Here is a 24,355-nt window from a genome sequence, read left to right as displayed (position 1 = left end):
CGACATTTTTCTTAGTTCTTTTCTCCTAAACAAAAAAACCGTCCAGCAGCTAAGCGTGGGCGGTCTTAAGTATGTTTTCAGTAGGTTATACGTTCAAATCCGGACGATTTCCCGTTACGAGATAAACGACGCTCTCACCGATGTTCGTCGCGTGATCACCGAATCTTTCGAGGTAACGTCCGACGAGAGTAAGAAGCGATGACTGTGTAATGTTGCGAGGGTTTTCCATCATAAGGGAATAAAGCTCGCGCGTAATTTGTCCATACAGGGCATCAACCTGATCGTCGTCCTTCGCCATTTTGTAAGCAAGGTCCACGTTTTCTTGAATAAACGATTGAATGGATTCGTATGTCATAAGCTGAACAATTTCAGCCATACGCGGCAAATCGATTAACGGTTTTATTAGCTCCTGACCCTCTAAACGCAATACAACCTTAGCTATATCAACGGAGAGATCGCCCATACGCTCCAAATCGCTTGCGATTTTAAACGAGGACAGAATTCTTCTCAAATCCTTGGCAACAGGCTGCTGCGTAGCGATCAGCTTCGAGCCGATTTCCGTAATCTTTTCTTCCATTTGGTTAAGCGACGGGTCCAGCTTTATGACCTGCTTCGCACGGTCAACATCAACGGTTTTTAATGCTTCCATCGATTCTACGAGCGCTTTTTCAACAAAAGTACCCATATCAATCAGCAAATTATGAAGATGCTCTAGTCCTTGGTCAAACTCTTTACGCGTGGTCATCATGAACGGCATTCCCCCTACAAGGTTTGTAAAACAACATCTTTCGCAAGGCCAAAATCATATGATTCAGCCTCTTGAATTGAAGTTTTCTCCCACGATCCGTCTGGCTTAGCCGAAACGTCCGCTTATATAATCTTCTGTGCGCTGATCGGTTGGATTGGAGAACAGCTTCTCCGTATCCGAGTACTCAACGACCTCGCCATTCAAGAAAAACACCGTTTGATTGGATACGCGGGCTGCCTGATGCATGTTGTGAGTAACCATCACGATTGTGTATTTATCTTTCAATTCTTGAGCAAGCTCTTCAATTTTCAGCGTGGAAATCGGGTCAAGCGCTGATGTCGCCTCATCCATAAGCAAAATATTCGGGTTTACTGCAAGTGCGCGGGCAATACAAAGGCGCTGCTGCTGTCCACCAGATAAACCGAATGCAGAACGTTTCAAGTGATCCTTTACTTCATCCCACAATACCGCGGATTTCAAGCTTGTTTCTACAATTTCATCGAGCTCGCGCTTGCTAGTAATACCATGCAGGCGAGGACCGTATGCCACGTTATCATAGATCGATTTCGGGAACGGATTTGGCTGTTGGAATACCATGCCGACCTTTTTGCGCAGTGTTTCAACATCCACTTCATTCGAGTAAATTTCAGTACCGCCAATGGCGATACCTCCCTCAATCCGAGTGCCCGGAATCATATCGTTCATACGGTTTAGTGTACGAAGCAAAGTTGACTTTCCGCAGCCGGATGGACCGATGAATGCAGTGATTGCTTTCTCAGGTATCGTTAGCGTTACATCCTTCAAAGCGTGGAAAGCGCCGTAAAACAAATTCAGCTTGTTAATATTAATAAGTGCTTCCATATCGTTTTCCTCCTAAATATTCTTCTGATACTTGTTGCGAAGCAAAATAGCCGAAAAGTTCATTAGCAACAGCAGCGCTAGTAAAACGATAATTCCGCTGGCAGCAAGCTCCTTAAATTCAAGCTGTGGCTTAGACAACCAGTTGTACACTTGAATAGGAATAACCGTAAACGAATCCTTAAGACCTTCTGGCAAAAAGGCAACATACGTTAATGCTCCGATCATAACTAGCGGTGCCGTTTCTCCAATTGCACGAGACATAGCAAGAATGACGCCAGTTAGTACGCCCGGAAGAGCTGAAGGCATAACAGAGCGAGAAACGGTCTGCCACTTGGTCGCGCCTAGAGCGAACGAAGCATCACGGCGTGATTTTGGAACGGCACGAATTGCCTCTTGTGCGGAAACGATAATAATAGGAAGCACAAGCAGCGTCATCGTGAGCGCCCCTGCAATGAGGCTGCGGTCAAGCGCAAGCAGGCGTACGAACAAGGTTAAGCCCAAAATACCGTATACGATGGACGGAACGCCCGCTAGTGTACTGATATTAAGCTGAATCATCCGGGTAATCCGGCCCTTCTTCGCGTATTCCTCCAAGTAAATCGCAGCTCCTACTCCAAAAATAAAGGAAATAGGCGCCATAATAAGCAGCATGTAAATCGTACCAACCAGCGCCGACTTCATTCCGGAACCGTCCGCTTTGCGAGACGGGAAGTTCGTGAATAGATCAGGCTGGAGCCTTGCAATACCGTCGATCAAAATATCTACGATTAACGCGCAAAGCGCGAGAACGCCGATAGAAGTGGCGGCGACGAACAGGATATGAAGCATCCAATCCTTTTTCCGCCGATTAGCAATTTGCTTGCGGTTTGCATCTAGAAATATGTTCATCTTAGTACTCCTCTCTGAATCTTCTTGCAATGTACTGGGCAAGAATATTGAGCAGGAATGTAATGACGAACAACGTCATGCCGACCGCGAAGATCGATCCATACTCAACCGTTCCATGCGGCGTATCCCCAAGGCTGACCTGAACGATATAAGCGGTCATCGTCTGGATGCTCTCGAGCGGATTAGCCGTCATATTAGGTGTAGAGCCTGCCGCTACCGTAACGATCATCGTCTCGCCGATCGCCCTTGAGAAAGCAAGTACGGCAGAAGCCACGATACCCGAGAAGGCTGCTGGCACAACGATTTTCAAAGCAACCTCGAACCGTGTTGCGCCAAGCGCATAAGCGCCGTCACGCAAGCTGCGCGGTACAGAGGACATCGCATCCTCGCTTAGCGAGCAAACCATAGGAATAATCATAATACCGACAACAATACCGGCACTTAATGCGTTGAACACGCCGGCGCTATGAAAGATGCTTTGAATAAGCGGTGTAACCAAGCTAAGAGCAAAGTAACCATATACGATGGTTGGAACTCCTGCGAGTACCTCCAATATCGGTTTAATTACTTTACGAACTCGCTTCGGTGCATATTCTGATAAGTAAATGGCACTTGCAAGCCCTAGTGGGATAGCGACTAAACAAGCGATAAACGTGATCATGAGCGTGCCTGACAGGAGCGGCAAAACGCCGAAGCTTTTGGGCGGAATTAACGGTGACCATTTGGTCCCAAACAAGAAATCAAAAATCGGTATTTTTTGAAAAAACTGATAGGTCTCTGAGATGAGTGTGACGACAATACCTATTGTAGTTAGAACAGATACGGATGCACACAGGAACAATAGGATTGGCATCAATTTGTTCATGATGCTTACGCGTTTATTTTTGAAATCATAGACTTCCTTGCTGTTTGTTTGAGCCTTAATGACCGTTTGCAGCCCTTGGCTTGGCATTGCAGCGTCCTCCTTCTTGCCTTTACAATTCGTTTACATTTGTGCCGATAAAAAGGTGATGTCCCTCGAGACACCACACATTTTCATCAGGTCGTTTGTTGCTTATTTAATTTTTGCTGCTTCTGTTGCGTATTGCTCATCTGGAAGTGATACATAACCAACTTCGCCAGCAAAAGTACCGATGTTGTTGATGTAGTATTTAACGAATGCGTTCACTTCTGGACGCTCAAGCTCTTTATTGTTTGCATAGATGAAGAGCGGACGGGACAATGGCGCATATGAACCGTCTTTGATAGTGTCATACGTTGGTGAAACTGCACCTTTGCCAGCGTCTACAGGAACAACTTTCAATTTATCTTGGTTTTCTTCAAAGTAAGCAAAACCGAAGTAGCCAATGCCGTATTTGCTGCCTGCTACGCCTTGAACAAGTGCGTTGTCATCTTCAGAGAAGCTGATTGCTTTATCGTTGCGAATACCTGCTTTTTCAAGAATAGCTTCATTAAAGTAGTCATAAGTTCCGGAATCAGCGCCTGGTGAGAACATTACAATCGGCTCAGCAGGGAAAGTGTCGCGAACGTCTTTCCAAGTTGTTACTGTGCTGCCAGTTGTAAAGATTTTGTTCAGCTCTTCTACTGTCAAGTGGTCGATGAAGTCATTGTCTTTGCTTACTACAACGGACAAGCCGTCAAATGCTACAGACAATTCAGTGTATTCGATTCCAGCTGCTTTACAAGCTGCTGCTTCTTCATCCTTGATGTGACGGGAAGCATCTGCAATGGCAATCTCGCCTGCGCAAAATTGTTTGAAGCCGCCGCCTGTGCCAGATACGCCTACAGGAACGCGAACGTCTTTGTGCTCTTTGTTGAATTCTTCAGCTGCTGCTTCTGTAAGTGGGAACACTGTGCTTGAACCATCAATTTTAATCTCGCCTGACAATTTCACATCTTCACCAGCTGGTGCGTTAGTTGCAGTGTTATTCGTAGATCCTGTATTTTCAGAACCTTTATTTCCGCTATTATTACCACATGCAGCTGCGAATACGAGCAGCGTCACCATCGACAACATTAGAATTCCTTTAAACCCTTTTTTCTTTAACAACTCTACCACTCCTCTTATTATGTCTGTAAGGGTTCATCCCCGTGCCTCTTATACTACTAGCCGTTTGTAAACCTCGTATTCTGTTTTTGTAAACTCCATGTTAAAAATAAGATTGCTGTAATTTTTTCATTTCGACTGCGATATGAACAGCTTGCTGATGTGCCTGCTCCGATAAAATGCCAATTTGCTTCGCGCTATTGCGATTATCAGCTGCCGCTCGGAATAGATGATTAAACACCTCCACGGCTTCATTGATATTCGCTTCGCTTGCGATCGTCTCCATTCGTCCTGAATGAGCAAGACTTGTCGTTTGCGTAATGGCATCAACTATCGTTTTTGTTAACGTCGTTATTTCGTTCGCAAATTGCTTCGTTTGGCCTGCAAGCTTCATCACTTCGCCAGCGACAACCGCAAAACCGCGCCCATGCTCCCCCGCACGGGCTGCTTCTATAGAAGCATTCAGCGCGAGTAGATTACTCATCTCTGCCAGTTCTTTTATTAATAAAGAAACTTTGCTGATAGACCCCGCCTCAGATTGAAGCTCATTCATCCGTTTCTCCTGAAGCTCAGAATTCAGCGTCATGGCGTTAAAAGCTTTTGTTACTTTATCCAGCTCGTTTTTGCCGGTTAGGGTCAAATCGACCATATCTACAGACATTGACTCGCCTTGTTCAGTTGACTTGCGAACGCTGCTGACGGCTTGTTCGATCTCTCTCACCCGCTGCTCTGCTGAGCGAATCGTACTCATTTGCGCATCAACGGCTTCCTGCTGCAGCAGGCGGGAAATCTTGAGCATGTCCGACACAGTCAATATACCTGCAAGCTTATTTTTTAACGTAACGATGACACAATCGTAAAGCACACTCTCGTGGCGGCTTAATGCGCTGTCAATGAGCTGCTGCGGTGCATAATCATAATCGACTACGAGCGGACTCGCATCCATAAGCTTTGTAATCGGTTTGTCATCATACAAATCTGCGCTAAAGCGATGGCCCAGCTTCAGGAAGAAACGATTGCGCATCATCAGACCGATAGGAGCCCCTTGCTCCCCAGTTACGATAATGCACTCACTTTCCGGATGCTTCTTAAACACAGCGATCGTCTGCCGGCATGTATGCTCTGCGTCTATTGTTGGAGCCTGACGCAAAAAATGATGCAGGCGCGTTGCTTCTGCTTTTACCGGACGAATAGTTATTTCATCAGCACGCTGCTCCGCTTGCTTAACAGTCCTTTCATCGGTTCCTTTTACCTCAATCGGTTGTTGTTCTTTTCCGTTAAGTGGTGTGTTTGGAGCAGTACGCTCATTTTTCTCGATAGCTGATTGTTTTTCTTTATCTAGAACAGTCGCTGTCACTTCACCCTCACCCTTCCTTCTTTTTCCTTATGCACTCACTATAGGTCGTAAGCATCAATTGAATTAGGTAGAAATGTTATCGGAATGTTAAATTCGACAATATATTTTTTAATTTCCGTAAAAACATGCCTATTGAATTTTCCAATAAGAGAGTCTTTATGACTATACAACAAAAAAGCTGTGATCCACATACAGTTTCCTGTACGCTTCACACAGCTTTTCTATGAGACTAGTATTATTTCGAAGCTCGTTTCAAGATCCGGCAGCCGTAAGGCTTCAATTCAACACTGTTGTTTAGAGCCGCACCCGTCAACAAATCTGTATACTGCTGTGCATCTAAAGCAACAGAAACCTCATTTGCACTGAAGTTGGATACAAAGACGTAGTCGTTCACGCCATCCGTTCTTAATTGTGCAGTTACGCCATGCGGCAGCTCGGAATCAAGAACACGCTTGATCCCCTCTTGCTCTATAATCCGAGTCAGAAAATCGTTTGTAAAAGCTGCTTCGTTGCGCGATGCAACATAGTAGGCTTTGCCTGCACCCAAATGATTTACCGTTAAGGCAGGGCGACCCGCATAAAAATCCTCACCGTAAACAGCAAGTGCCTCCGCCCCTTCAAGATGGATGAGATCACACAGCTCGCGTGCTGTATATTGGCCGCTCAGTCCAAGCTTATTTCCGTCCTTCAGCACGACCTGATTGGAATCATGATCATGCAGCGAATCGATCTCCTCGGACCAGATCCCAAGCGTCTTGCGCAGTGGTCCTGGGAAACCTGTTAGGAAGCATAGGTCATTCTCATCGACGATACCTGTCCAATAAGTAGCGATGAAAGTACCGCCATTTTCAACAAAACGTTCAATGCGCTCGCCTACACCTGGACGCACCATGTATAACATAGGAGCCATAAGAAGCTTGTATGAATCAAAGCTGCATTCCGAATCAATAATGTCCACTGGCACACCCAGATCCCAGAACGGTCGATAATGGCGTTTAGCCGTTTCCTCATAATGAAGACCGCTATTGCGCGGGCCTTGCGAATCCTTTACTGCCCAACGATTTTCCCAATCATAGATGAGCGCTACCTCTGGCTTCACAGTTGTACCTACTACTTCAGTCAGTTTCTCCAAAGCTTCGCCAAGCTCAGCCACATCGCGGAAAACGCGAGTATGCTCATGGCCGACATGATCCACTACTGCACCATGCAGCTTCTCGCTTGAGCCTCTGCTCTTGCGCCACTGGAAATACTGAACAGTATCTGAGCCATGTGCCACCGCTTGAAGCGATGACAGCATGTGCATGCCTGGACGCTTCACTTTGCTGATTGGCTGCCAGTTCGTCATGCTCGGCGTGCTTTCCATCAGCATGAACGGCTTTCCGCCGCCAAGCGAACGAAACACATCATGGTTGAAGCCGATCCACGCCGCTTGCTCGCTGTCGTCTCCGCCATTATCGTGCCAAGTTGGATAAGCATCCCACGAAATCATATCGAGCAGCTCTGTAAACTTCCAATAGTTAAGCGGCTCAAAATCAAGCATGAAGTTCGTCGTAATGGGAAGCTCGCTGTTAGCGGCGCGCAGCGGAGCAATTTCGTTGCGGCAGAAATCAACCGTTTGATCCGTAACGAATCTTCTCCAGTCAACATTCTGGCCGTGAACCGCTTTCTCGCCACGCTCGGTTGGCGACTCGACTTGGCTCCAATCGGTATACGTATGGCTCCAGAACGTCGTCCACCATGCATCGTTAAGCGCTTCTAGTGTTCCGTATTTATTTTTCAGCCACTCGCGGAAAGCGTCTTCACAATACGAGCAGTGACATTCGCCGCCATATTCATTTGATATATGCCAGCCGATTACCGCAGGATGATCCGAATAACGTTCAGCCAGCTTCGAGTTCATGATCGTTACTTTCTCGCGATATACAGGTGAGCTGAAGCAGTGGTTGTGGCGCGCACCATGCAAATTACGAATTCCGTTAGGTGCAACGCGCAGCACTTCCGGATATTTTTGAGACATCCATACCGGGCGCGCACCGCTTGGTGTAGCAAGCAAGGCATATATGCCGTTAGCAGCAAATTTATCAAGCAACGTGTCCAGCCATTCAAATGTAAATACGCCTTCCTCAGGCTCGATCGCCATCCATGCAAAAATGCCTACAGACATCACGTTGCAATGTGCAAGCTTCATGAGGCGGATGTCTTCCTCCAGCACCTCAGGATACTTCTGCCATTGATCTGGATTATAATCTGCACCATGCAGCATTTGCGGAATTTTTGCGCTTATCGGGGGAAATTTCATACTCATCTCATCTGCCTCCATTTTCGTCTTGCTTGCAGCTATTATTGGTTATACTATAATGATATTCATATTATAGCTTGTTCCTCAAACCAACTATATAACAGTATTTTCGCATCATTATAAAAATATGAAACAGGAGGCCACCGCTATCGACACGATGGTTTTTCCGATTTTGACAGAGACAGACAAGTCACTCCCCGTTTATCTCACGAGTATCGGGCATTGGAGCGATCAAGAACCGATTGACCGTCCAAACGGCTATCCTCATTTTCAATGGCTGCAAGTCATTAGCGGCTCGGGCGAGCTCCATGTTGGCGATCAACAAATGACCGTTCGAGCTGGGCAAGGGTTCTGCCTGTTTCCGAACGAGCAGCATCAATATTTTTCAATACAAGCGCCTTGGGAAATCATTTGGATGAGCTTTAGAGGCGATTTGTCCGACAAGCTGTTTAGGCAGGCTGGAATTACACAATCCGGTGTCTATTCGACTGCTGATCATGATATGATTGTTACCCACATGAAAAACATTTACGCAATGACGCAATCCGGCCGATCTTTTCTAGGTCTCGAATGCTCAAAGCTGGTTTACATGTTTTTACTTGATTTAATGAAGGTTATTCTTGTAAGCTCACACTCGGTAGAACAAAACTACTTGAAGCTGCAGCCTGTTCTTCATTATATTGAAGCTAATTACAGCAAGCTTATTACGATAAAGGATTTAGCAGGCTGTATCGATGTAACGCCGCAGTACCTATGCTTGCTTTTTAAGAAAGCTTTGAAAATGCGACCAATGGCATACGTTAACCGGGAGCGCGTCAATCGGAGCAAGGAGCTTATGTTCCGCGAAAGCGAGATCAAGATGCACGAGATCTCCCAGCGCGTCGGCTTCGACTCCCCCAGCTACTTCAGCTCCGTCTTTAGGCGGCTTGAAGGGTTAAGCCCGGAGCAGTTTAAAAAAATTCACGGCATGCGCTGATGTGGGGGTAATTGGGCAGCTCGGGGCTGGTTCCGTAAGATCACATACGTGCTAACAGCAGACTTACCGCTGTTGGCAGCACGCCTGACGGGCTCCATAAGAACCTATAGGTTCTTACAGACGCTCAGCTAGGTTACTTTGGAGGCTGTAAGAGCACATACGTGCTAACAGCAGACTTTCCGCTGTTGGCAGCACACCTGAAGGAGCCATAAGAACCTATAGGTTCTTACAGGCACATAGCTAGGTTACTTCGGAGGTTGTAAGAACACATACGTGCTAACAGCAGACTTTCCGCTGTTGGCAGCACGTCTGACGGGCTCCGTAAGAACCTATAGGTTCTTACAGGCACATAGCTAGGTTACTTCGGAGGCTGTAAGAACATATACGTGCTAACAGCAGACTTTCCGCTGTTGGCAGCACGCCTGAAGGAGCCATAAGAACCTATAGGTTCTTATGGACGCTCATCTAGGTTACTTTGGAGGCTGTAAGAGCACATACGTGCTAACAGCAGACTTTCCGCTATTTGCAGCTGACCTGTTCCGAACATATAGCCAAATTCATAGGTTTCACTTCATTTCAGGAGGTAAAAATATAATGACCGATAAAAATCTTATATTTAATGAAATTGATCTATATGCGGATGCTTTTCGCACGGTATCACGATCGGTCGGCAGCCGGCCAGAGCTTGGCCATGAGGAGTTTTTTGCTTCTGAGCTGCTCTGTACGGAGCTTGCAAAATACGGGTTTGAGGTTGAACGTGGTATTTTAGGCATTGAGACATCTTTTATCGGTGTTTATGATACAGGAAACCCTGGTCCGACAGTTGGCTTCTTATGCGAGTATGATGCTCTGCCAGAAATCGGACATGCTTGTGGACATCATCTCATCTGCTCTATGAGCATGGCGGCAGCTGTCGGACTTAAAGCGGTTTTGATAAACAGCGGCATTGGCGGAAAAATTCGCATCTATGGTACGCCAGCTGAGGAAACACGCGGAGCGAAAGTACCAATGGCAGAGGCAGGTTTATTCGATGACTGCGACTTCGCTTTAATGGCGCATCCATACTATACGTTTGAACGTTCAGGCGAATCACTAGCGCTGGATGCTGTGCAGTTTGAATTTCATGGTCTAGCCGCGCATGCAGCTGCAAGTCCATATGAAGGAATTAATGCGCTGGATGCTGTGCTTCAGCTGTTCAATAGCGTTAATGCGCTGCGCCAACAAACACGCAGCGATGCGCGCATTCATGGTATTATTGACAACGGCGGCAAGGCGCCGAACATCATTCCTGATTATGCATCGGCCAAATTTTATGTCCGCTCGGCTTCACGTACTTATACAAACGAGCTCACTGCGAAAGTGCTGCGCTGTGCAGAAGGGGCCGCATTGCAGACGGGCTGCACCGTTACAACAAGTCATTTCGAATACTCTTATGACGAGCTGCTTACTAATGAAGCATTGTCCGAGCAATTCAATACGAATCTGATCGAGGCAGGCATTCGCCCTGAGGATATGGAAATCGGCAAGGATCATGGCTCGCTTGATTTAGGCAACGTCTCCGTTCGCTGTCCAGCTATTCATCCTTACGTCAAGGTGGTACAGGATCGTTTTCTGCTTCATACGGAGGCGTTTCGTGATGCGGCAATGACCGAATATGCGCTGGACGGCATGTTATTTGGTGCCAAAATGCTAGCTGCAACCGCATACGACGTATTTGTCGATCCTGCGCTGCTCGCACGTATTCGCACTGAATTCGAGCATCAAACCAAAAGCAGTAAGTAAGAACAGGATAAAGTACAACTTCGCTCGGAATAGGGAGGCAGGCCGCAATGGATAAAAGCATCATCAATAGCCACGAGATTACACAAATTTGTTTATTGGCCGGCAAAATCATTTTGCAAAACGGCGGCGAAACCTATCGTGTCGAAGATACGATGTCCCGAATTGCAGCTGCTTACGGCATAGAGAACTCCCATAGCTTCGTCACGCCGACCGGTATTATATTTGCCATTGACGGTTCATCCCAGATGACGAAGCTCATTCGTATTTCCGAGCGTTCGACGAATTTGCTTAAGGTATCCTTAGTTAACGATATTTCCAGAAAAATTAGCACCGGCACACTGGCTGCTGGAGATGCACACCGACTTTTGCAGGAAATAGACTCTAACGCTTTCGTTTATCCGGTTTGGATGAAAATCATAGCAGCTGCTATAGCGAGCGGCTGTTTTCTTATCATGTTCCAAGGCAGCTGGCGCGACTTCATCCCTGTTGTGCTCATCAGCGGCATTAGCTTCGGTTTTTCAGTTAAGCTGCATCGAATCGTGCCAATCAAGTTTTTCTCCGAGTTTATTACAGCTTTGCTGATCGGCACCTTGTCCGTGCTGTTTGTACATAAAGGATATGGATTTGACCTCGATAAAATTATTATCGGCTCTGTTATGCCTCTTGTGCCCGGCTTGCATATTACAGCAGCAGTTAGAGACCTGATGGCAGGCCACCTTGTATCAGGGCTTTCAAAGGGAGCAGAAGCTTTTCTCACAGCATTCGCAGTGGGCGCGGGGATCGCCGCGGTGCTCTCGTTTTATTAATCATGCAAAAACGCCTTCGGCGTACTTTAGACGCTGAAGCAGCTTTGACGGTGAAATATAAGATAAGTAATAGAAAATGATATACTTTCTTATATTTCGCAAAATTCGGAGGTGTATTACGTTGTCGATATTAGAACAGCTAGTCACTAGCTTTATAGCTTCAGCAGCCTTCGGCCTCATCTTCAACGTACCGAAGCGAACGCTTGTGCACTGCGGCGTTGTTGGCATGATAGGCTGGTACATTTATATTTCCTGCACAGAGCTGTCGCTGGATACCATTCCTGCGACGCTAATTGCTGCTTTTATCGTAACCGTGGTGAGCCAGCTATTCTCTAAGCTATACAAAACGCCCATAATCGTCTTCAGCGTATCCGGCATTATTCCTTTAGTTCCCGGCGGACTCGCCTACGATGCAATGAGAAACGTCGTGGAAGACAATTATGACATTGCCGTGCAGCTAGCCGTAAAAGCATTCATGCTCTCAGGAGCCATTGCCATTGGACTTATTTTCTCAGAGGTCGTCAACCAGCTCATCCGTAAAACGGAACGTTAGCGTAATTTATTGAGATGGAATCACATACCTGGAACGCAATATATTGGCCATTTCTATGATTTGTTCTTTTGTCGGCATTACAAGCTTCGACTCTGCTTCTCTCATACCCGCTTCCGTCTGCTGCGAAGCTATGACTCGTTTGACCGCTTTGACAAAAGCTTCTCCGGCTCCTGCGCCAAGCGGTGTCAATTGCTCCAAACTAGCCGTGCTTTCAGCAGCCACAAGCGGATAATCGTTTTCGCTTTTCCCCTGTGCAGCTTTATCATAGAAGGATCGAACGAAGCTGGCTCGCTCCTGGCCAGATCCATCCGCTACAATAAAGGCTTGTACAATAAAGGCATGCGTCTGCCGACGCTGTGCGATGCCGCAAAATTTATACCCGCCAATGCTCAAATCAAATTCGCCAGGACAATAAGCGCCTTTGATTTCCCCTTTATCTACTTGGCAGCCCGTCTCCTGTAATGCATGACGAATCAGCCCATACATTTTTTCAAAATCATCATGAAAATGAAAAGAGTCCAACGCTTTTTTCGGCATGATGAGCGATATATTAATGACCCCCAAATCAAGCGGTACCGCAGCTCCTCCCGAATTGCGTACAGCAGTAGACCAGCCTTCCGATTGAAGAGCCATTTCAGCGTCGGCAGCGCCTGGCAATCGGCTGTCGCGCAGTCCCATTACAAATGCTCTTGGGTGACGCCAAATATGGCAAATGGCTGGACCTCCCTGCCCTGTTTTTCTGCAAAGCAGCTCATCAAGCGCAAATGGATATAACACATCTAATTCATCCAGCTCATTCATTCGGTCGAGCAGCAGCACATTTTCCAATCCATAATTCCTTATCGAATCCCGTTCCATATGTCGTCCAGCCCTCTCTGCTATTCCCTTACTCCGTATACTTGCTAAGTTATATCTATTTTAACGATAAATGAGCAATCGCGCATCATTTATACTGCTCCCTTATTGCTAATGGCGAAAGCATTCACTACAATAAGGATATTGTCATGCAGCGCCAAGGGGGTAACATTTGATTTGGAAGCAATAAATGAAAAAGTCGCATACGAAAACCCATTGCTGTCGCTGCGCGTTTTTCGCCCCATTCGCAGTCTGGACGGTTACACAAACTGGCATTATCATAAACAGGTTGAGCTGCTGCTCATTCTTGAGGGTGAGCTGGACGTTTACGTCGATGAAGAAAGCTTTCACCTGACTTCTGGCGACATCGTGCTTATCGGAGCTTCGGAGCTGCACTCCGATCGCAGCCATAACTTGCTCGATTATATTGTGCTTCAATTCGATCTGGAACCGTTTTTTGATCAAAGCACGATTCCCTATATGCGGTACTTCTCAGAAACCCAAACACCGCTCAGTAAAGCGAATTATATTTTCCAAGAAAACAACACGGCAAAGCAGCAAGCTGTCTCTTACATTCATCAGCTATTGCACGAGACAACACATAAGGAAACAGGCTATGAGCTGGCAGTTAGCGTTTTAGTCAAGCAAATATTGCTGCTTTTGCTTCGCAACGACAGCCGCAAAGTGTTGATTGAGCAAGATAACTTTGAACGTATACGCCTGAAGCCGGTGCTCGATTATATCGAAAATCATCTGACGGATCGTATCCAAGTTGAAGAAGTATGCAAGATCGCCAATATGAGCTATTATTACTTCGTAAAATATTTCAAAAAAACGATCGGGCTTTCTTTTACGGAATATGTGAATTATCGCAAGGTGAAGTGGGCTGAACGAATATTGCTGACGAAGGATTTGAGCATATCGGAGGTTGGCGAGCGAATCGGGATGCCGAATATGGCACATTTCTATAAAATGTTTAAAAAATACAATGACTGCTCGCCTAAGCAATTCCAGCGTAAGATGCTTGTGCTTAACCGGCAATAATCTGCTTATTAACCAAAAATGCCTTCAGCGTCCTTTGGATGCTGAAGCAGCTTTGAGGGAGAAAATAAGATAAGTATAAATATTAGAAAAAGCTCGTCTACCCTATAATTTCGGGGTAACGAGCTTTTTTGGCATAACGAGCTTATAACCTACACCACGGATCGATTCGATTTGTACAGATTGCTGACCAAGCTCCAGCTTCTTCCGCAATGAGCTCACATGAACATCAACCGTACGCTGGCCGCCGATATAATCGAAGCCCCACACGACATTCATAAGATCATCCCGCGTAATTACCATGCCTGGACGCTGTACTAAATAAAGCAGAACCTCGAACTCCTTCGGTCTAAGCGGAATCGTATCGCCGTTTAAGATGACCTCATACTTCTCGGGATAGATGGACAAATCACCAGCTGTAATGACTTTCTCTGAAGACTCGATCGGCTTGCTATCATCAAGCTGTGTCCGACGAAGCACCGCGGATACGCGTGCTAGAAGCTCAGCCACGCCAAACGGCTTCGTAATATAATCATCAGCACCATGCTTCAGTCCTTGCACAACCTCTTCTTCCGCATTGCGAGCTGTTAAAATAATGACCGGTGTTCTTACGCCATTTTGGCGAAGACGGTTTAATATTTCAAAGCCGTTCATGCCAGGAAGCATGATATCTAAGATGACCAAATCGAAATTACGCTGCAAAGCTGTCTGCAAGCCTTCCCCGCCATGATCGATAACGGTCGTTTCATAGCCCTCTTGGGTCAAATTATACGACAGAAGCCTTGCTAATGTCGGTTCATCTTCAATGACGAGCACTTTATGCGACATGTTACCTCCAACCTGGCGAATGGCGGCGCCAAAGACGCCGCATCCGCATATTTAGAACGTTTATCTTTAGTTTATCACGGATTCATGAAGAATAGGTAAATCTTTTTTTCTATTGCAGTACAGGCAGCTCGATCGTGAATGTAGACCCTACACCAACATCACTTGTTACTGTAATGGTACCTTTATGAAGCTCAACGAGATGCTTAACGATTGATAATCCAAGCCCTGTACCGCCTGAGCTGCGCGATCGTGCTTTGTCTACGCGATAAAACCGTTCAAATATACGCGGCAGATCCTTTTTCGGAATACCGATGCCGGAATCGCTAATTTGGATGCGAATATGATCATCGCCCAAGGCTTCAACCTTTAAGGATACTCTGCCCCCTTCAGGCGTATAGTTAATCCCGTTCGATAATAAATTCATAATGATTTGGCGCAAACGATCCTCATCCGCTTCGACATAAAGTCCCGGCTCAATGTTCATGCTGAGCTCAATTCTTTTGCGTACCGCTTCTGATTCCATCAGCTTAATCGACTTGTGAACGAACGTATCCACTTCTACAGGCGAGAAGACAAGCGGCACTCGCCGTGACTCGATTTTGGACAGCTCCAATATATCTCCGATCAATCGGTTAAGCCGATCTGACTCATCAAATATAATTTGCAAGAAAGAACGCGCTGTTTCTTCGTCATTAACCGCGCCGCCAAGCAGCGTCTCAGCAAAACCTTTTACTGCGGTAATCGGCGTTTTCAGCTCATGGGAGACGTTTGCGACAAATTCACTGCGCATCCTCTCCAGCCTGCGAATAGCGGAAACGTCCTGCAGGACAAGCAGCACACCAGAGAAATCATTCCCCTCCGGATGTATCGGCACGAGATTAAGCTCAAGCAGCCTCTCCTCCGGAAAATAAAATGTAATCTCCTCGCGCAGATGCTGCTTGCTTTTAAGACCCTCTTGAATCATTTGCGACAGCTCGTATTGCTGCTTCGCTTCCGCATAATGACGTCCGACAAGCTCGCGTGCCGAGAAGCCGAGCACTTCCTCTGCACGTCTGTTCATCAATACGATTTTTCCATTCAGGTCGATCATGACGATTCCGTTAATCATATTATCGAGAACACTCTCAAGCTGATTCTCATTTTGCTGGATACGCGTCATTTGAATTTGCAAGCTGTCTGCCATTGCATTAATAGCATTTCCAAGCTCACCAATTTCATCTTGCTTTGTCACTTTTACTCTTGCCAAATAATCCATGTTTTTGATGCGCTTGGCAACCTTCGTAATTTGCTCCAGGGGTTTTGTCAGACCAAGTGCAAGGCGGTAGCTAATAAAAGCTGCAATAAGGAAAAGCACAAGCAGTCCTAAGAACAGCATCATCGTCAATTGACGTATGCTTTCATCAACTTCCTTCAAACTCATCGCAAGGCGAATGACATCAGGCGATTGACCCGGCACCACCGTTACAGGGATAGCCACATACATCATATTTTGTTTAACCGTTTCACTAGCCCGAATCGATCTTCCTGTTCCTGTAGCCAATGCTTCTTTAATTTCGGCACGGTTTAGATGATTGTCCATATCCCGAGGATCTCCATTTGAATCACCTAACACCACACCGTCATTGCGAATAAAGGTTACTCGAGCACCCGCATAACGCTGGAGCTCCTTTGCCTCATTTGTATAATAGTCATATAAGGAGGAAATTTCGCCTGATTTCCAATTCATTTTTGCCGAGATGATCTGCATCTCACGAACCATATTGTCTTCAAGCGCGTTGATATGGTTTTCTTTGAACGTTTTGACCATAAATAATCCTGCTGCACTGACCGATAATGCGATCATCGCAATCATGATGAGCGTCAGCCTAGTGCGGAAGCTGTTCATTAAAATTCACTCCTTATGTTTAATCATGCACACATCGTTTATGGTACATGCGTAGCAGTACTTTCGCTACCCTTGTTATTATTAAGTTTTTGTAAAACATAATGGTACACCGTTGCTAACGGCTGCTGTATAAGAATCGACAACACAACAGGCACAGCAGCTATTGGACTGAAATAACCGAGCGCCAGCACAATGCCAAGAGAAATGTTGCGCATTCCTGTTGCATAGGAAACGGTCACCTGCTGCTCGCGTTTGCGAAGCGGCGCCGTTCCAATGTAGCCGAAGGTGTAACAAGCACTAACCAGCAGCACAACAATTGGAACGAGCAGCAGCATATCCTGCTTCAGCTCTCCTAAATGAGGCGCAATAGCCGATGCATTTAACGCGACAACACCGACGAAACAAAGCTTGGAAAGCGGTGCTGTAAAGGGCTGCACGATACTTTGAATACGTCCTCGGCTCATTTGATTAAGGGCGACGCCAATGATCGTAGGAAGTACAATAATAACGAGTAAATCAACAATAATAGGTCCTGCCTTCACTTCAACAGCAGAGTCAAAAAACAGATGGATACCCGCCGGCACTACCAGTGGACTAAGCGCTGAATCGAGCACAACCATGGCTAGCATAAGCGGAACACTGCCTCCTGACATGCCAACCCATAGCACGGTAGACACTCCGATTGGTATAAGCGTAAACAAAACGAGGCCCACCACATAGGGCGAATCTGCACCAAATGCGAGTGCCCCAAGTCCATAGGCTACCAGCGGAGATACGACATGAGCAATCAAAAAGGTAAGCCCCATAATGCCCGGCCGCTTCAGTACCTCTCGCAATTGTCCTAATCCACAGCCAATGGCCATCGTTAGCGTGACATAGGCAAATAAGTAAGGAACCATTTCAATAAAAGGCTGAAGCTGTGTTGCAAATAGAAAGCCAAGTATCAACGATCCTGGAATAATGATGAACATCCATCTCTCAAATTGCTGGTTAAAAGCTAAACCCCATTCACGCATGATCTTTCCCTCATTTACCTCTTCTAGTCGATTTTGTACATAAGCTATATAATAACATAGTCATTACGCACATGAACGGAAACTCTTGAACTTCGACTAAAAAGGAGCCCGATTTATGAAAAACGGCAAATTCACCAATACGATCATTCGGATGCAATATGTACCTAGATGGAGCGAATATGCTCCACGATTTGAGGATAACGCCTCCGCTCATAGCTTTAGATGCGCTGCATTGTCTATTTTGATTGGTATTATTGAAGAAAAAATATTCAAGCAGCCGTTAGATAAGCTGAAGCTTGTAGGAAGATGCTTATGGGGTGATCTCAAAAACACGGGCACCGGCTCCATTAAGCATGTCACCAAAAAAGAATCGCTCGTTATGAATCATATCCGAGATTTCGAGATGGAACTCAGCAAGGAGATTGTCTCGTACCTATCCAAGTCTCTACAGGCTCAAGCTTTCGATTTTATCGTCCATGCGCAAGATGATTCACCTATTGGACGATTAGTTGATGCCATCGATACGCTGGATGCCTACTTGTATTGTCACAGAGAATCTCGTTATGACACGAATCCTTTTTTTCATGCCAAATATAAGGAGCTCGAACAAGTGCTGCGAAGCACAGAGCTTCCATCCATACACTGGCTGCTCGATGAATACGATAAACATGATGGCATTTATGAATTTATCCAATACATTATGAATCTCGATACCGTAAAAAGATGGAACGGCAGCTATAATCTCGTTCCAGACAATGATGCGACACATTCCTTCCGAGTCGCTTCACTTGCTTTGTTTAATGGGCTGCTTGAAATCGAGCGCTTCGGCAATAAAAATATCGATCTCTATAAGCTGCTCGCCAAAGCTGCCCTTCATGATTTGCCTGAAGCTTTATCCGGCGATGTTGTATCGAATTTCAAGCACAATAATCCAAACATTAAACACGCTTTCGAGCAATACGAGAAAGAAACCGCTCAGTTCATGATTAATAAGCTTCCATCGTTTTTTCATGAAGATATGACAGAATTCATAGTACACAGCAAGTCAGCAGATGCAAATGGTGAGCTTGTTGATATTTCCGACAAGCTGGACGCCTTAATCAAAGCAAGCCTTGAGATGCGAAATAATCCACATTACGCTGATACTTATTATAACCAGCTGGTGAAGGTTCAGCATCGCTATGAGAATGACTGTGTTGTTTTTTTCCTTGCCTATATTTTGCATGACTTAACCTATTCCAATTTGATTGGACAATAAGTGTTCCATACAAAATAGCCGCGAGATATATCTCGCGGCCCAGCTTTGGTTTATATTAGCTATGGACAGCAGCACTCCAGCCAAATGGATAAGCAGCCGATATTTCTAACGGCAGCTTGCCTTGCGGTTTGAGATCACCTAACAATACTCTCGCTGCAGCAGCAAGCGCGAGTGGACGACACTCATACACTGCCAAATAGGTTTTCACTTCCGGATAAAGCAATAAATCAAGCGGGTTCCGAACCGACACAGCTACCGTACGCTCCGGTGCCAATTTTACGACCTCGCGTGCAATATCGCGCTCTACCGGATGCTTCGAAGCGTCGTAAGTGACAACGACAATTTGTGAGAATGTTTCCAAATCAGCGAGTGGATGGTCATCATCCATTTGACGCTCGACGATATTAGCTCCATACTCCCCAAGAAAGTGACCTAATGAGCCGTCGCCTGAAAGCATTTCGTCAGCCACCGAAACAGGGACAATTTTGGGCCACAATACGAGCGTGCTTTTCTCGCGGCTTAATGGCAGCAATGGCCCATCGTCTTTTACTAATGTAACTGAAGCCTCGCTCCATTTAATTGCAACCGCTCGATTTACTTCCGTACCAATTCCCCATTCCACTTGTGACCACGGCAGCAAAGGCTCCTCAAGCACAAGCTTCTCCTTAAGTGTCATAATCCGATTAAGCGCCTCGTTAATACGAGCTTCTGCAAGCTCACCGTTCTCAACAGCACGCACAACGGCTTCAAGGGCAGCCCATTGTTTATCAAATGTATGGCTGATCAGCACCATATCGGCTCCCGCTTGCAGCGCTTTAATAGCTCCCTGCTCTGGACCATAGGTTTTATCAATCGCATCCATCTCTAAACAATCTGTCACAACAATCCCGTCATAACCAAGCTCTTTGCGCAGTAAACCCGTGATGACAGGCTCAGACAAAGTCGATGGCACGCCTGATGGATCAAGCGCCGGCAAGCAAACATGCGCTGTCATAATGCAATCCGTGCCTGCTTCAATTGCAGCGCGGAATGGCTTCAACTCAATCGCATCTAATCGATCACGCCCATGCATCAATATCGGCAGCGCATGATGGGAATCCACCGCCGTATCGCCATGCCCTGGAAAATGTTTAACTGTCGCAGCAACTCGTGCAGCTTGATAGCCTGCTACTGCGGCTGCTCCGAGTTCTGCAACAACATCAGAACGGTCGCTATACGAACGCACATTAATAACGGGGTTATCCGGATTATTGTTAACATCAATACAAGGCGCATAATTCATCGTAATACCCAATTGACGAAGCTCTTCACCACATACAAATGCTGTCTCTCTAGCGCTCTCCTTATCACCGGTTGCACCAAGTGCCATGTTGCCCGGCATAAGCGTTACACCGTCAACTAGTCTTGCAACCATGCCGCCTTCTTGATCGATCGCTACGAATAGAGGCGGATTGCCAGCTTTTCTTGCGATGCTTTGAAGCTCGCCGCTAAGCTTGTGCACCTGCTTAGCATCTTTCACATTGCGGGAAAAATAGATCGTTCCGCCAATCCCGCTCGTTTCAATTAACTGCTTGATTTGCGCCGTTGGCTCAAAGCCATGAAAACCAAATACAAATAATTGTCCAACCTTCTTCTTCAAGCTCCAGTTATCCCACTCACGCGTTGTCGTCAATGCTTCCCCGTCCCTTCACTTATCAACCCTATTACGACGGCTCATTCAAAGCCTCGTTATGTTGTCCGCCCTCTTGCCGTCTCGTACGATAATCGGTAGGATTCTCACCTGTATATTTCATAAATACTTTTGTAAAATATCGCCGCTCCGCATAACCGACTTCCTTCGCGATTTGTGCAACGCTCTTGAGTGATTCCCCAAGCATCGCCTTCGCGCGCTCCATCCGCTGCCGAGTTACATATTCGATAAACGTTTCGCCAAAAGTCTGCTTGAACAATAAACTAAAATAAGAGGTGCTTAAACCGACATGAGTTGCCGTTTCTTCAACACTTAGATCGCGATAAAGATTGCGGTCCAAAAAGGCTTTCGCTTCAGCCATTGAACGTTCCGATTGCTTTTTCTTATCCATAGATTTCTCCGAGACCGTATTCGTAACTTGACGAATAACTGATAATAAATCCTTAATGCCAAAGCGGCGATCCAATCTCCGCCAAAGCATATCCTCTTGCTCACGAGTAAATACGCCCATTTCTTTCATCTCGCGCATAAGATGCAGGACAAAGAAATGAAGCAGCGGCTTTACACGATTTAATGAAGGCTCATTCATTCTCTGCAACAGCAGCGTAATACTTTGAAGCTCGCTGTCTACGCTTATCGTATCCCCGCGTTTAACCGCTCCAATTAATTTCTCCGCAGTATCCCAAAACGCTTGATCTGCTTGCGATGATTTTTGCTGAGCGGATGGATAAATAGCGATAATGTCATGGACAGGCGTAAGCTGCATCCCTTGCTGTACTAGCTTATAGGCTTGCGATAAGTCAGCAACCGCTGCAAACTTATGATAAATACCTGCAAATAAATTCAGCTTTACATGGCTCTTAATCGCAGACAACAACATGTCTGCCCAGTTTTTAATGAAGGCAATATCAAATTCAGCCGTTTTCTCCGTTTCAATGAGTACACACCACTCACCATCTCGAATTTGAATAACCGCATGATGCAGCCCATTTTGCTGCAGCTTCTCCCGCAGTACATTACATACAGCAAAATTCCACAGCTTTCTTTCCTTATCGGACCAGTCACGCCAATCCTTCGTCTTCTCCGAGCTTACATCAAGATCAAGCACAATTAAGACGAACTGCTGCCGCTTGAGCTGCTGTTCATCTCCGGTCAAGAGCCAATTATCTGCAGTAACATCGGTATAATCCATAATAATATCGTACAAAATTTTCTCGCTAGCGAGATCGATCATCCGTCCGAGCTTCTGCTTCTCTTCCTGCTGCAGCTTCTGCTTACTGCGCTGAGTAGACATCACTCTAGCAATAACACCAGTCAATTCATCATAAGGTATCGGCTTTAACACATAATCGTTGACGCCAAATTGAATTGCTGTTCGCGTATAAGCGAAATCCTGATATCCCGACAGCATAATAATATCGCAAGTCATTGCTTTATCACGGATATGCCGAACAAGCTCCAAGCCGTCCATAACCGGCATGCGAATATCGCACAGCAATAAATCAAAATGTTGCTGCTCCATTAGCTCTAACGCTTCAACACCATTTTTAGCTGTACCGCCAACGGTAAGACCTAGCATTTCCCAGGGAATAACTTTTTCTAGATTTCTCGTAATATGTGCCTCATCGTCAACTAGGAGTACTTTACCCGTCATAGCTGATCACCTCTGCTCTTCGGAATTACACAGCGAATAACGGTCCCGCTGCCCTCTTGACTACAAATCCACAAACCGAACGCAGGACCATAATGTATGCGCAAGCGATCTGCAACATTTCGTAATCCAAGTCCTCTTCTCTCACCCATTTGCGCAGCATCCGTCTGCTTGCTTTCAGAGTCTGACTCTGCTGACAGCTTAGTCAGCACTCTGGAGCTCATGCCTAATCCGTTGTCACGAACCATAATGACGATCTGATGAGGCTCAGCAGTTACGTCAATTGATATCCTGCCTTGTCCGTCTTCATAACCATCAAACCCATGCTGAATGCTATTTTCTACGAGCGGTTGAAGCGAAAGCTTTAGTATGGAGAAATCAAGTGCTTCTGCCGGGACATTCAATTCGTATGAGAAAAGCTCCTCGAAGCGGTATTTCTGTATTTCCAAATAACTGCGGACATGCTCAATTTCTTGGCTGATCCTTATTTCTTCGGATTGATGCATGCTTGTGCGAAGCAAATTGCTTAATCTGCGCACCATCAACATAATTTTTGCGCCTTCATTTTGTGCTGCAAGAGCATTAATTGATTCGAGCGTATTAAATAGGAAATGCGGTTTAATCTGCGCCTGCATAAGCATCATTTCCGCATGCTGCTTACGTGCCTGCTCTCTGCGCACTTCACTTAGCAAATTGCCGATTCGCTCAACCATACTATTGAAGCTGTTGGCCAGTAGAACGGTTTCATCCTTACCTTGAGCTGTTACTCGAATATCAAGCAACCCCTGCTCAACCAATCTCATTTTACGAACAACTTTAATGATCGTTTTCGCTACTCGGTTAACAAAAAAGACGTTGAACAATACCGCCGATAGCAAACCAAGGACCGTAATCATCCCAATCCACTGGACAAACCGAACATTTTCGTTAGTAAGTGAATCCCAAGGCTTTATGGACACGAGTATCCAACCATTGCGATCCAATTGATAGGAAGAAACAAGACTGTCTATACCTTCAAACTTTTCTCGCGAGCTATTGTAGTTATTCGTGTGCTGAGGCAATGAATCGGTCTGTTCATTTATATTATGACCATCCATCTTTTTTTTGCTGTCCAGCATAATAAGGCCTGCTTTATTGACAATGAGGTATCTTGTTTCAGCTGCATTGGATTGCGGGTTTTGAAAGGTTTTGAGCATGCTCGATATTTCTTCCGTTTTGTACTGCGTAATCATTACGCCCAAATCATTAAATGACTCAATATCTTTAACGACACGAATTTGTGTAAATAGAGGCGGTTCAACACCTGTCAGCTCACGCTGCTCATAAGGTCCAATCCAAAGCGGACGTCCGCCAAGATTCATTACATCCTTATAAACGGAATGCTGCTTGAGCATATCGAAGGAAATAGGCTTGAACGTCGTCGGATCGTTGCGGTAAGAGCGGAACATTGTCCCATCCTTCGCATACAGCACAACAAAGCTGACAGCGGGGTGTTGGAACAAAATCCGTTTCATTTCTTTCTCTGCTTGGTTAATTTGAATGAGTGTGCCAGCATCATTGGAATTATACGAGCTGTATTTCAGTGTATCCTGCACTTCTGTGCTCGTTAAATTACCATCGGATAGCTGATCAAGCTCTCGAAAGAAATAATGAATATTGCCTCCTACAGCCCTGAGCGAAATTTCGGTTTGCTCGCTATACTTTTTCTCCAGCAGCGTCTCAGAGTTAATGAATGAGAATATGCCGAGGCCAATCATCGGAATGACGATCAGAAATATGAATGCAAGCATCAATTTCGGTCTCAAGTTCATCTA

Annotated in this window: 20 protein-coding genes; 6 read left to right on the top strand and 14 right to left on the bottom strand. The window is 45.8% G+C overall.

Annotation, left to right across the window (positions count from 1 at the left end; genetic code table 11):
• Positions 1-85: 85 nt before the first annotated feature.
• From phoU to AB4Z45_RS10990, 7 genes are all read right to left on the bottom strand, one after another.
• Positions 86-745, bottom strand: a complete 660-nt coding sequence (phoU, locus tag AB4Z45_RS11020; protein WP_076270305.1) for a phosphate signaling complex protein PhoU — start codon at positions 743-745, stop codon at positions 86-88.
• Positions 746-853: 108 nt separating this feature from the next.
• Positions 854-1,609, bottom strand: coding sequence for a phosphate ABC transporter ATP-binding protein PstB (pstB, locus tag AB4Z45_RS11015; RefSeq protein ID WP_308999341.1), 756 nt, complete (start codon positions 1,607-1,609; stop codon positions 854-856).
• A gap of 12 nt (positions 1,610-1,621) precedes the next feature.
• Positions 1,622-2,497 carry a phosphate ABC transporter permease PstA gene (gene pstA / locus AB4Z45_RS11010; RefSeq protein WP_441909250.1) on the bottom strand — a complete coding sequence of 292 codons (876 nt, stop codon included), beginning with the start codon at positions 2,495-2,497 and terminating at the stop codon, positions 1,622-1,624.
• 1 nt (position 2,498) lies between these two features.
• Positions 2,499-3,362 (bottom strand): phosphate ABC transporter permease subunit PstC, encoded by an 864-nt coding sequence (gene pstC / locus AB4Z45_RS11005; protein ID WP_256711019.1) that lies wholly within the window; start codon positions 3,360-3,362, stop codon positions 2,499-2,501.
• Positions 3,363-3,551: 189 nt separating this feature from the next.
• Entirely contained in the window at positions 3,552-4,547 is a 996-nt protein-coding gene (locus tag AB4Z45_RS11000; protein WP_441909249.1) for a PstS family phosphate ABC transporter substrate-binding protein, read from the bottom strand.
• Positions 4,548-4,647: 100 nt separating this feature from the next.
• Entirely contained in the window at positions 4,648-5,901 is a 1,254-nt protein-coding gene (locus AB4Z45_RS10995) for a methyl-accepting chemotaxis protein (protein WP_441909248.1), read from the bottom strand.
• Positions 5,902-6,136: 235 nt separating this feature from the next.
• Positions 6,137-8,206: a beta-galactosidase gene (locus tag AB4Z45_RS10990; RefSeq protein ID WP_441909247.1), complete on the bottom strand. Its 2,070-nt coding sequence runs from the start codon at positions 8,204-8,206 to the stop codon at positions 6,137-6,139.
• Between the two features lie 121 nt (positions 8,207-8,327).
• Between AB4Z45_RS10990 and AB4Z45_RS10985 the strand changes: the two genes are divergently transcribed.
• The 4 genes from AB4Z45_RS10985 (at position 8,328) to AB4Z45_RS10970 (ending at position 12,317) form a co-directional block, all read left to right on the top strand.
• On the top strand, positions 8,328-9,176 hold the full coding sequence (locus AB4Z45_RS10985; protein WP_441909245.1) for an AraC family transcriptional regulator: 849 nt from the start codon (positions 8,328-8,330) through the stop codon (positions 9,174-9,176).
• A 594-nt stretch (positions 9,177-9,770) separates the two neighbouring features.
• Positions 9,771-10,958 (top strand): M20 family metallopeptidase, encoded by a 1,188-nt coding sequence (locus tag AB4Z45_RS10980; protein WP_441909244.1) that lies wholly within the window; start codon positions 9,771-9,773, stop codon positions 10,956-10,958.
• Between the two features lie 47 nt (positions 10,959-11,005).
• Positions 11,006-11,764, top strand: a complete 759-nt coding sequence (locus AB4Z45_RS10975) for a threonine/serine exporter family protein (RefSeq protein WP_441885909.1) — start codon at positions 11,006-11,008, stop codon at positions 11,762-11,764.
• 76 nt (positions 11,765-11,840) lie between these two features.
• Positions 11,841-12,317, top strand: a complete 477-nt coding sequence (locus tag AB4Z45_RS10970) for a threonine/serine exporter family protein (RefSeq protein WP_441909242.1) — start codon at positions 11,841-11,843, stop codon at positions 12,315-12,317.
• A 6-nt stretch (positions 12,318-12,323) separates the two neighbouring features.
• Here AB4Z45_RS10970 and AB4Z45_RS10965 read toward each other — a convergent pair whose 3' ends face one another.
• Positions 12,324-13,175, bottom strand: coding sequence for a lipoate--protein ligase family protein (locus AB4Z45_RS10965; protein WP_441909240.1), 852 nt, complete (start codon positions 13,173-13,175; stop codon positions 12,324-12,326).
• A 174-nt stretch (positions 13,176-13,349) separates the two neighbouring features.
• Here AB4Z45_RS10965 and AB4Z45_RS10960 point away from each other — a divergent pair, with 174 nt between their 5' ends.
• Complete coding sequence (locus tag AB4Z45_RS10960) at positions 13,350-14,216, top strand: AraC family transcriptional regulator (RefSeq protein ID WP_339204013.1); 867 nt, start codon at positions 13,350-13,352, stop codon at positions 14,214-14,216.
• Between the two features lie 102 nt (positions 14,217-14,318).
• Here AB4Z45_RS10960 and AB4Z45_RS10955 read toward each other — a convergent pair whose 3' ends face one another.
• The 3 genes from AB4Z45_RS10955 to AB4Z45_RS10945 all read right to left on the bottom strand — a co-directional run bounded on the left by AB4Z45_RS10955 (position 14,319) and on the right by AB4Z45_RS10945 (position 17,942).
• A complete protein-coding gene (locus AB4Z45_RS10955; protein ID WP_076270199.1) occupies positions 14,319-15,041 on the bottom strand; it encodes a response regulator transcription factor in 723 nt (240 codons plus the stop codon).
• A 109-nt stretch (positions 15,042-15,150) separates the two neighbouring features.
• Positions 15,151-16,926 (bottom strand): two-component system histidine kinase PnpS, encoded by a 1,776-nt coding sequence (gene pnpS, locus AB4Z45_RS10950; RefSeq protein WP_441909238.1) that lies wholly within the window; start codon positions 16,924-16,926, stop codon positions 15,151-15,153.
• 38 nt (positions 16,927-16,964) lie between these two features.
• The gene (locus AB4Z45_RS10945) at positions 16,965-17,942 is read right to left on the bottom strand and encodes a bile acid:sodium symporter family protein (RefSeq protein WP_441909237.1); all 978 of its coding nucleotides are present in this window, start codon (positions 17,940-17,942) and stop codon (positions 16,965-16,967) included.
• 115 nt (positions 17,943-18,057) lie between these two features.
• Here AB4Z45_RS10945 and AB4Z45_RS10940 point away from each other — a divergent pair, with 115 nt between their 5' ends.
• Positions 18,058-19,200 (top strand): YfbR-like 5'-deoxynucleotidase, encoded by a 1,143-nt coding sequence (locus AB4Z45_RS10940; protein ID WP_441909236.1) that lies wholly within the window; start codon positions 18,058-18,060, stop codon positions 19,198-19,200.
• Between the two features lie 55 nt (positions 19,201-19,255).
• On the opposite strand, the gene AB4Z45_RS10935 is transcribed toward AB4Z45_RS10940, so the two are convergent.
• The 3 genes from AB4Z45_RS10935 to AB4Z45_RS10925 are packed head-to-tail and all read right to left on the bottom strand — an operon-like array spanning position 19,256 to position 24,352.
• On the bottom strand, positions 19,256-20,872 hold the full coding sequence (locus tag AB4Z45_RS10935; protein WP_441909235.1) for a glycoside hydrolase family 3 protein: 1,617 nt from the start codon (positions 20,870-20,872) through the stop codon (positions 19,256-19,258).
• Between the two features lie 31 nt (positions 20,873-20,903).
• Positions 20,904-22,544 (bottom strand): response regulator transcription factor, encoded by a 1,641-nt coding sequence (locus AB4Z45_RS10930; protein WP_441909234.1) that lies wholly within the window; start codon positions 22,542-22,544, stop codon positions 20,904-20,906.
• On the bottom strand, positions 22,541-24,352 hold the full coding sequence (locus AB4Z45_RS10925) for a cache domain-containing sensor histidine kinase (RefSeq protein WP_076270204.1): 1,812 nt from the start codon (positions 24,350-24,352) through the stop codon (positions 22,541-22,543). Before AB4Z45_RS10925 ends, AB4Z45_RS10930 begins: the two co-directional genes overlap by 4 nt.
• Between the last annotated feature and the right edge of the window lie 3 nt (positions 24,353-24,355).

The sequence above is a fragment of the Paenibacillus sp. MCAF9 genome, from assembly GCF_052114265.1.
Classification (GTDB): Bacteria; Bacillota; Bacilli; order Paenibacillales; family Paenibacillaceae; genus Pristimantibacillus.
Note: the sequence above shows the minus strand (reverse complement) of the source record. Positions and strands in the feature narration are given on the sequence as shown.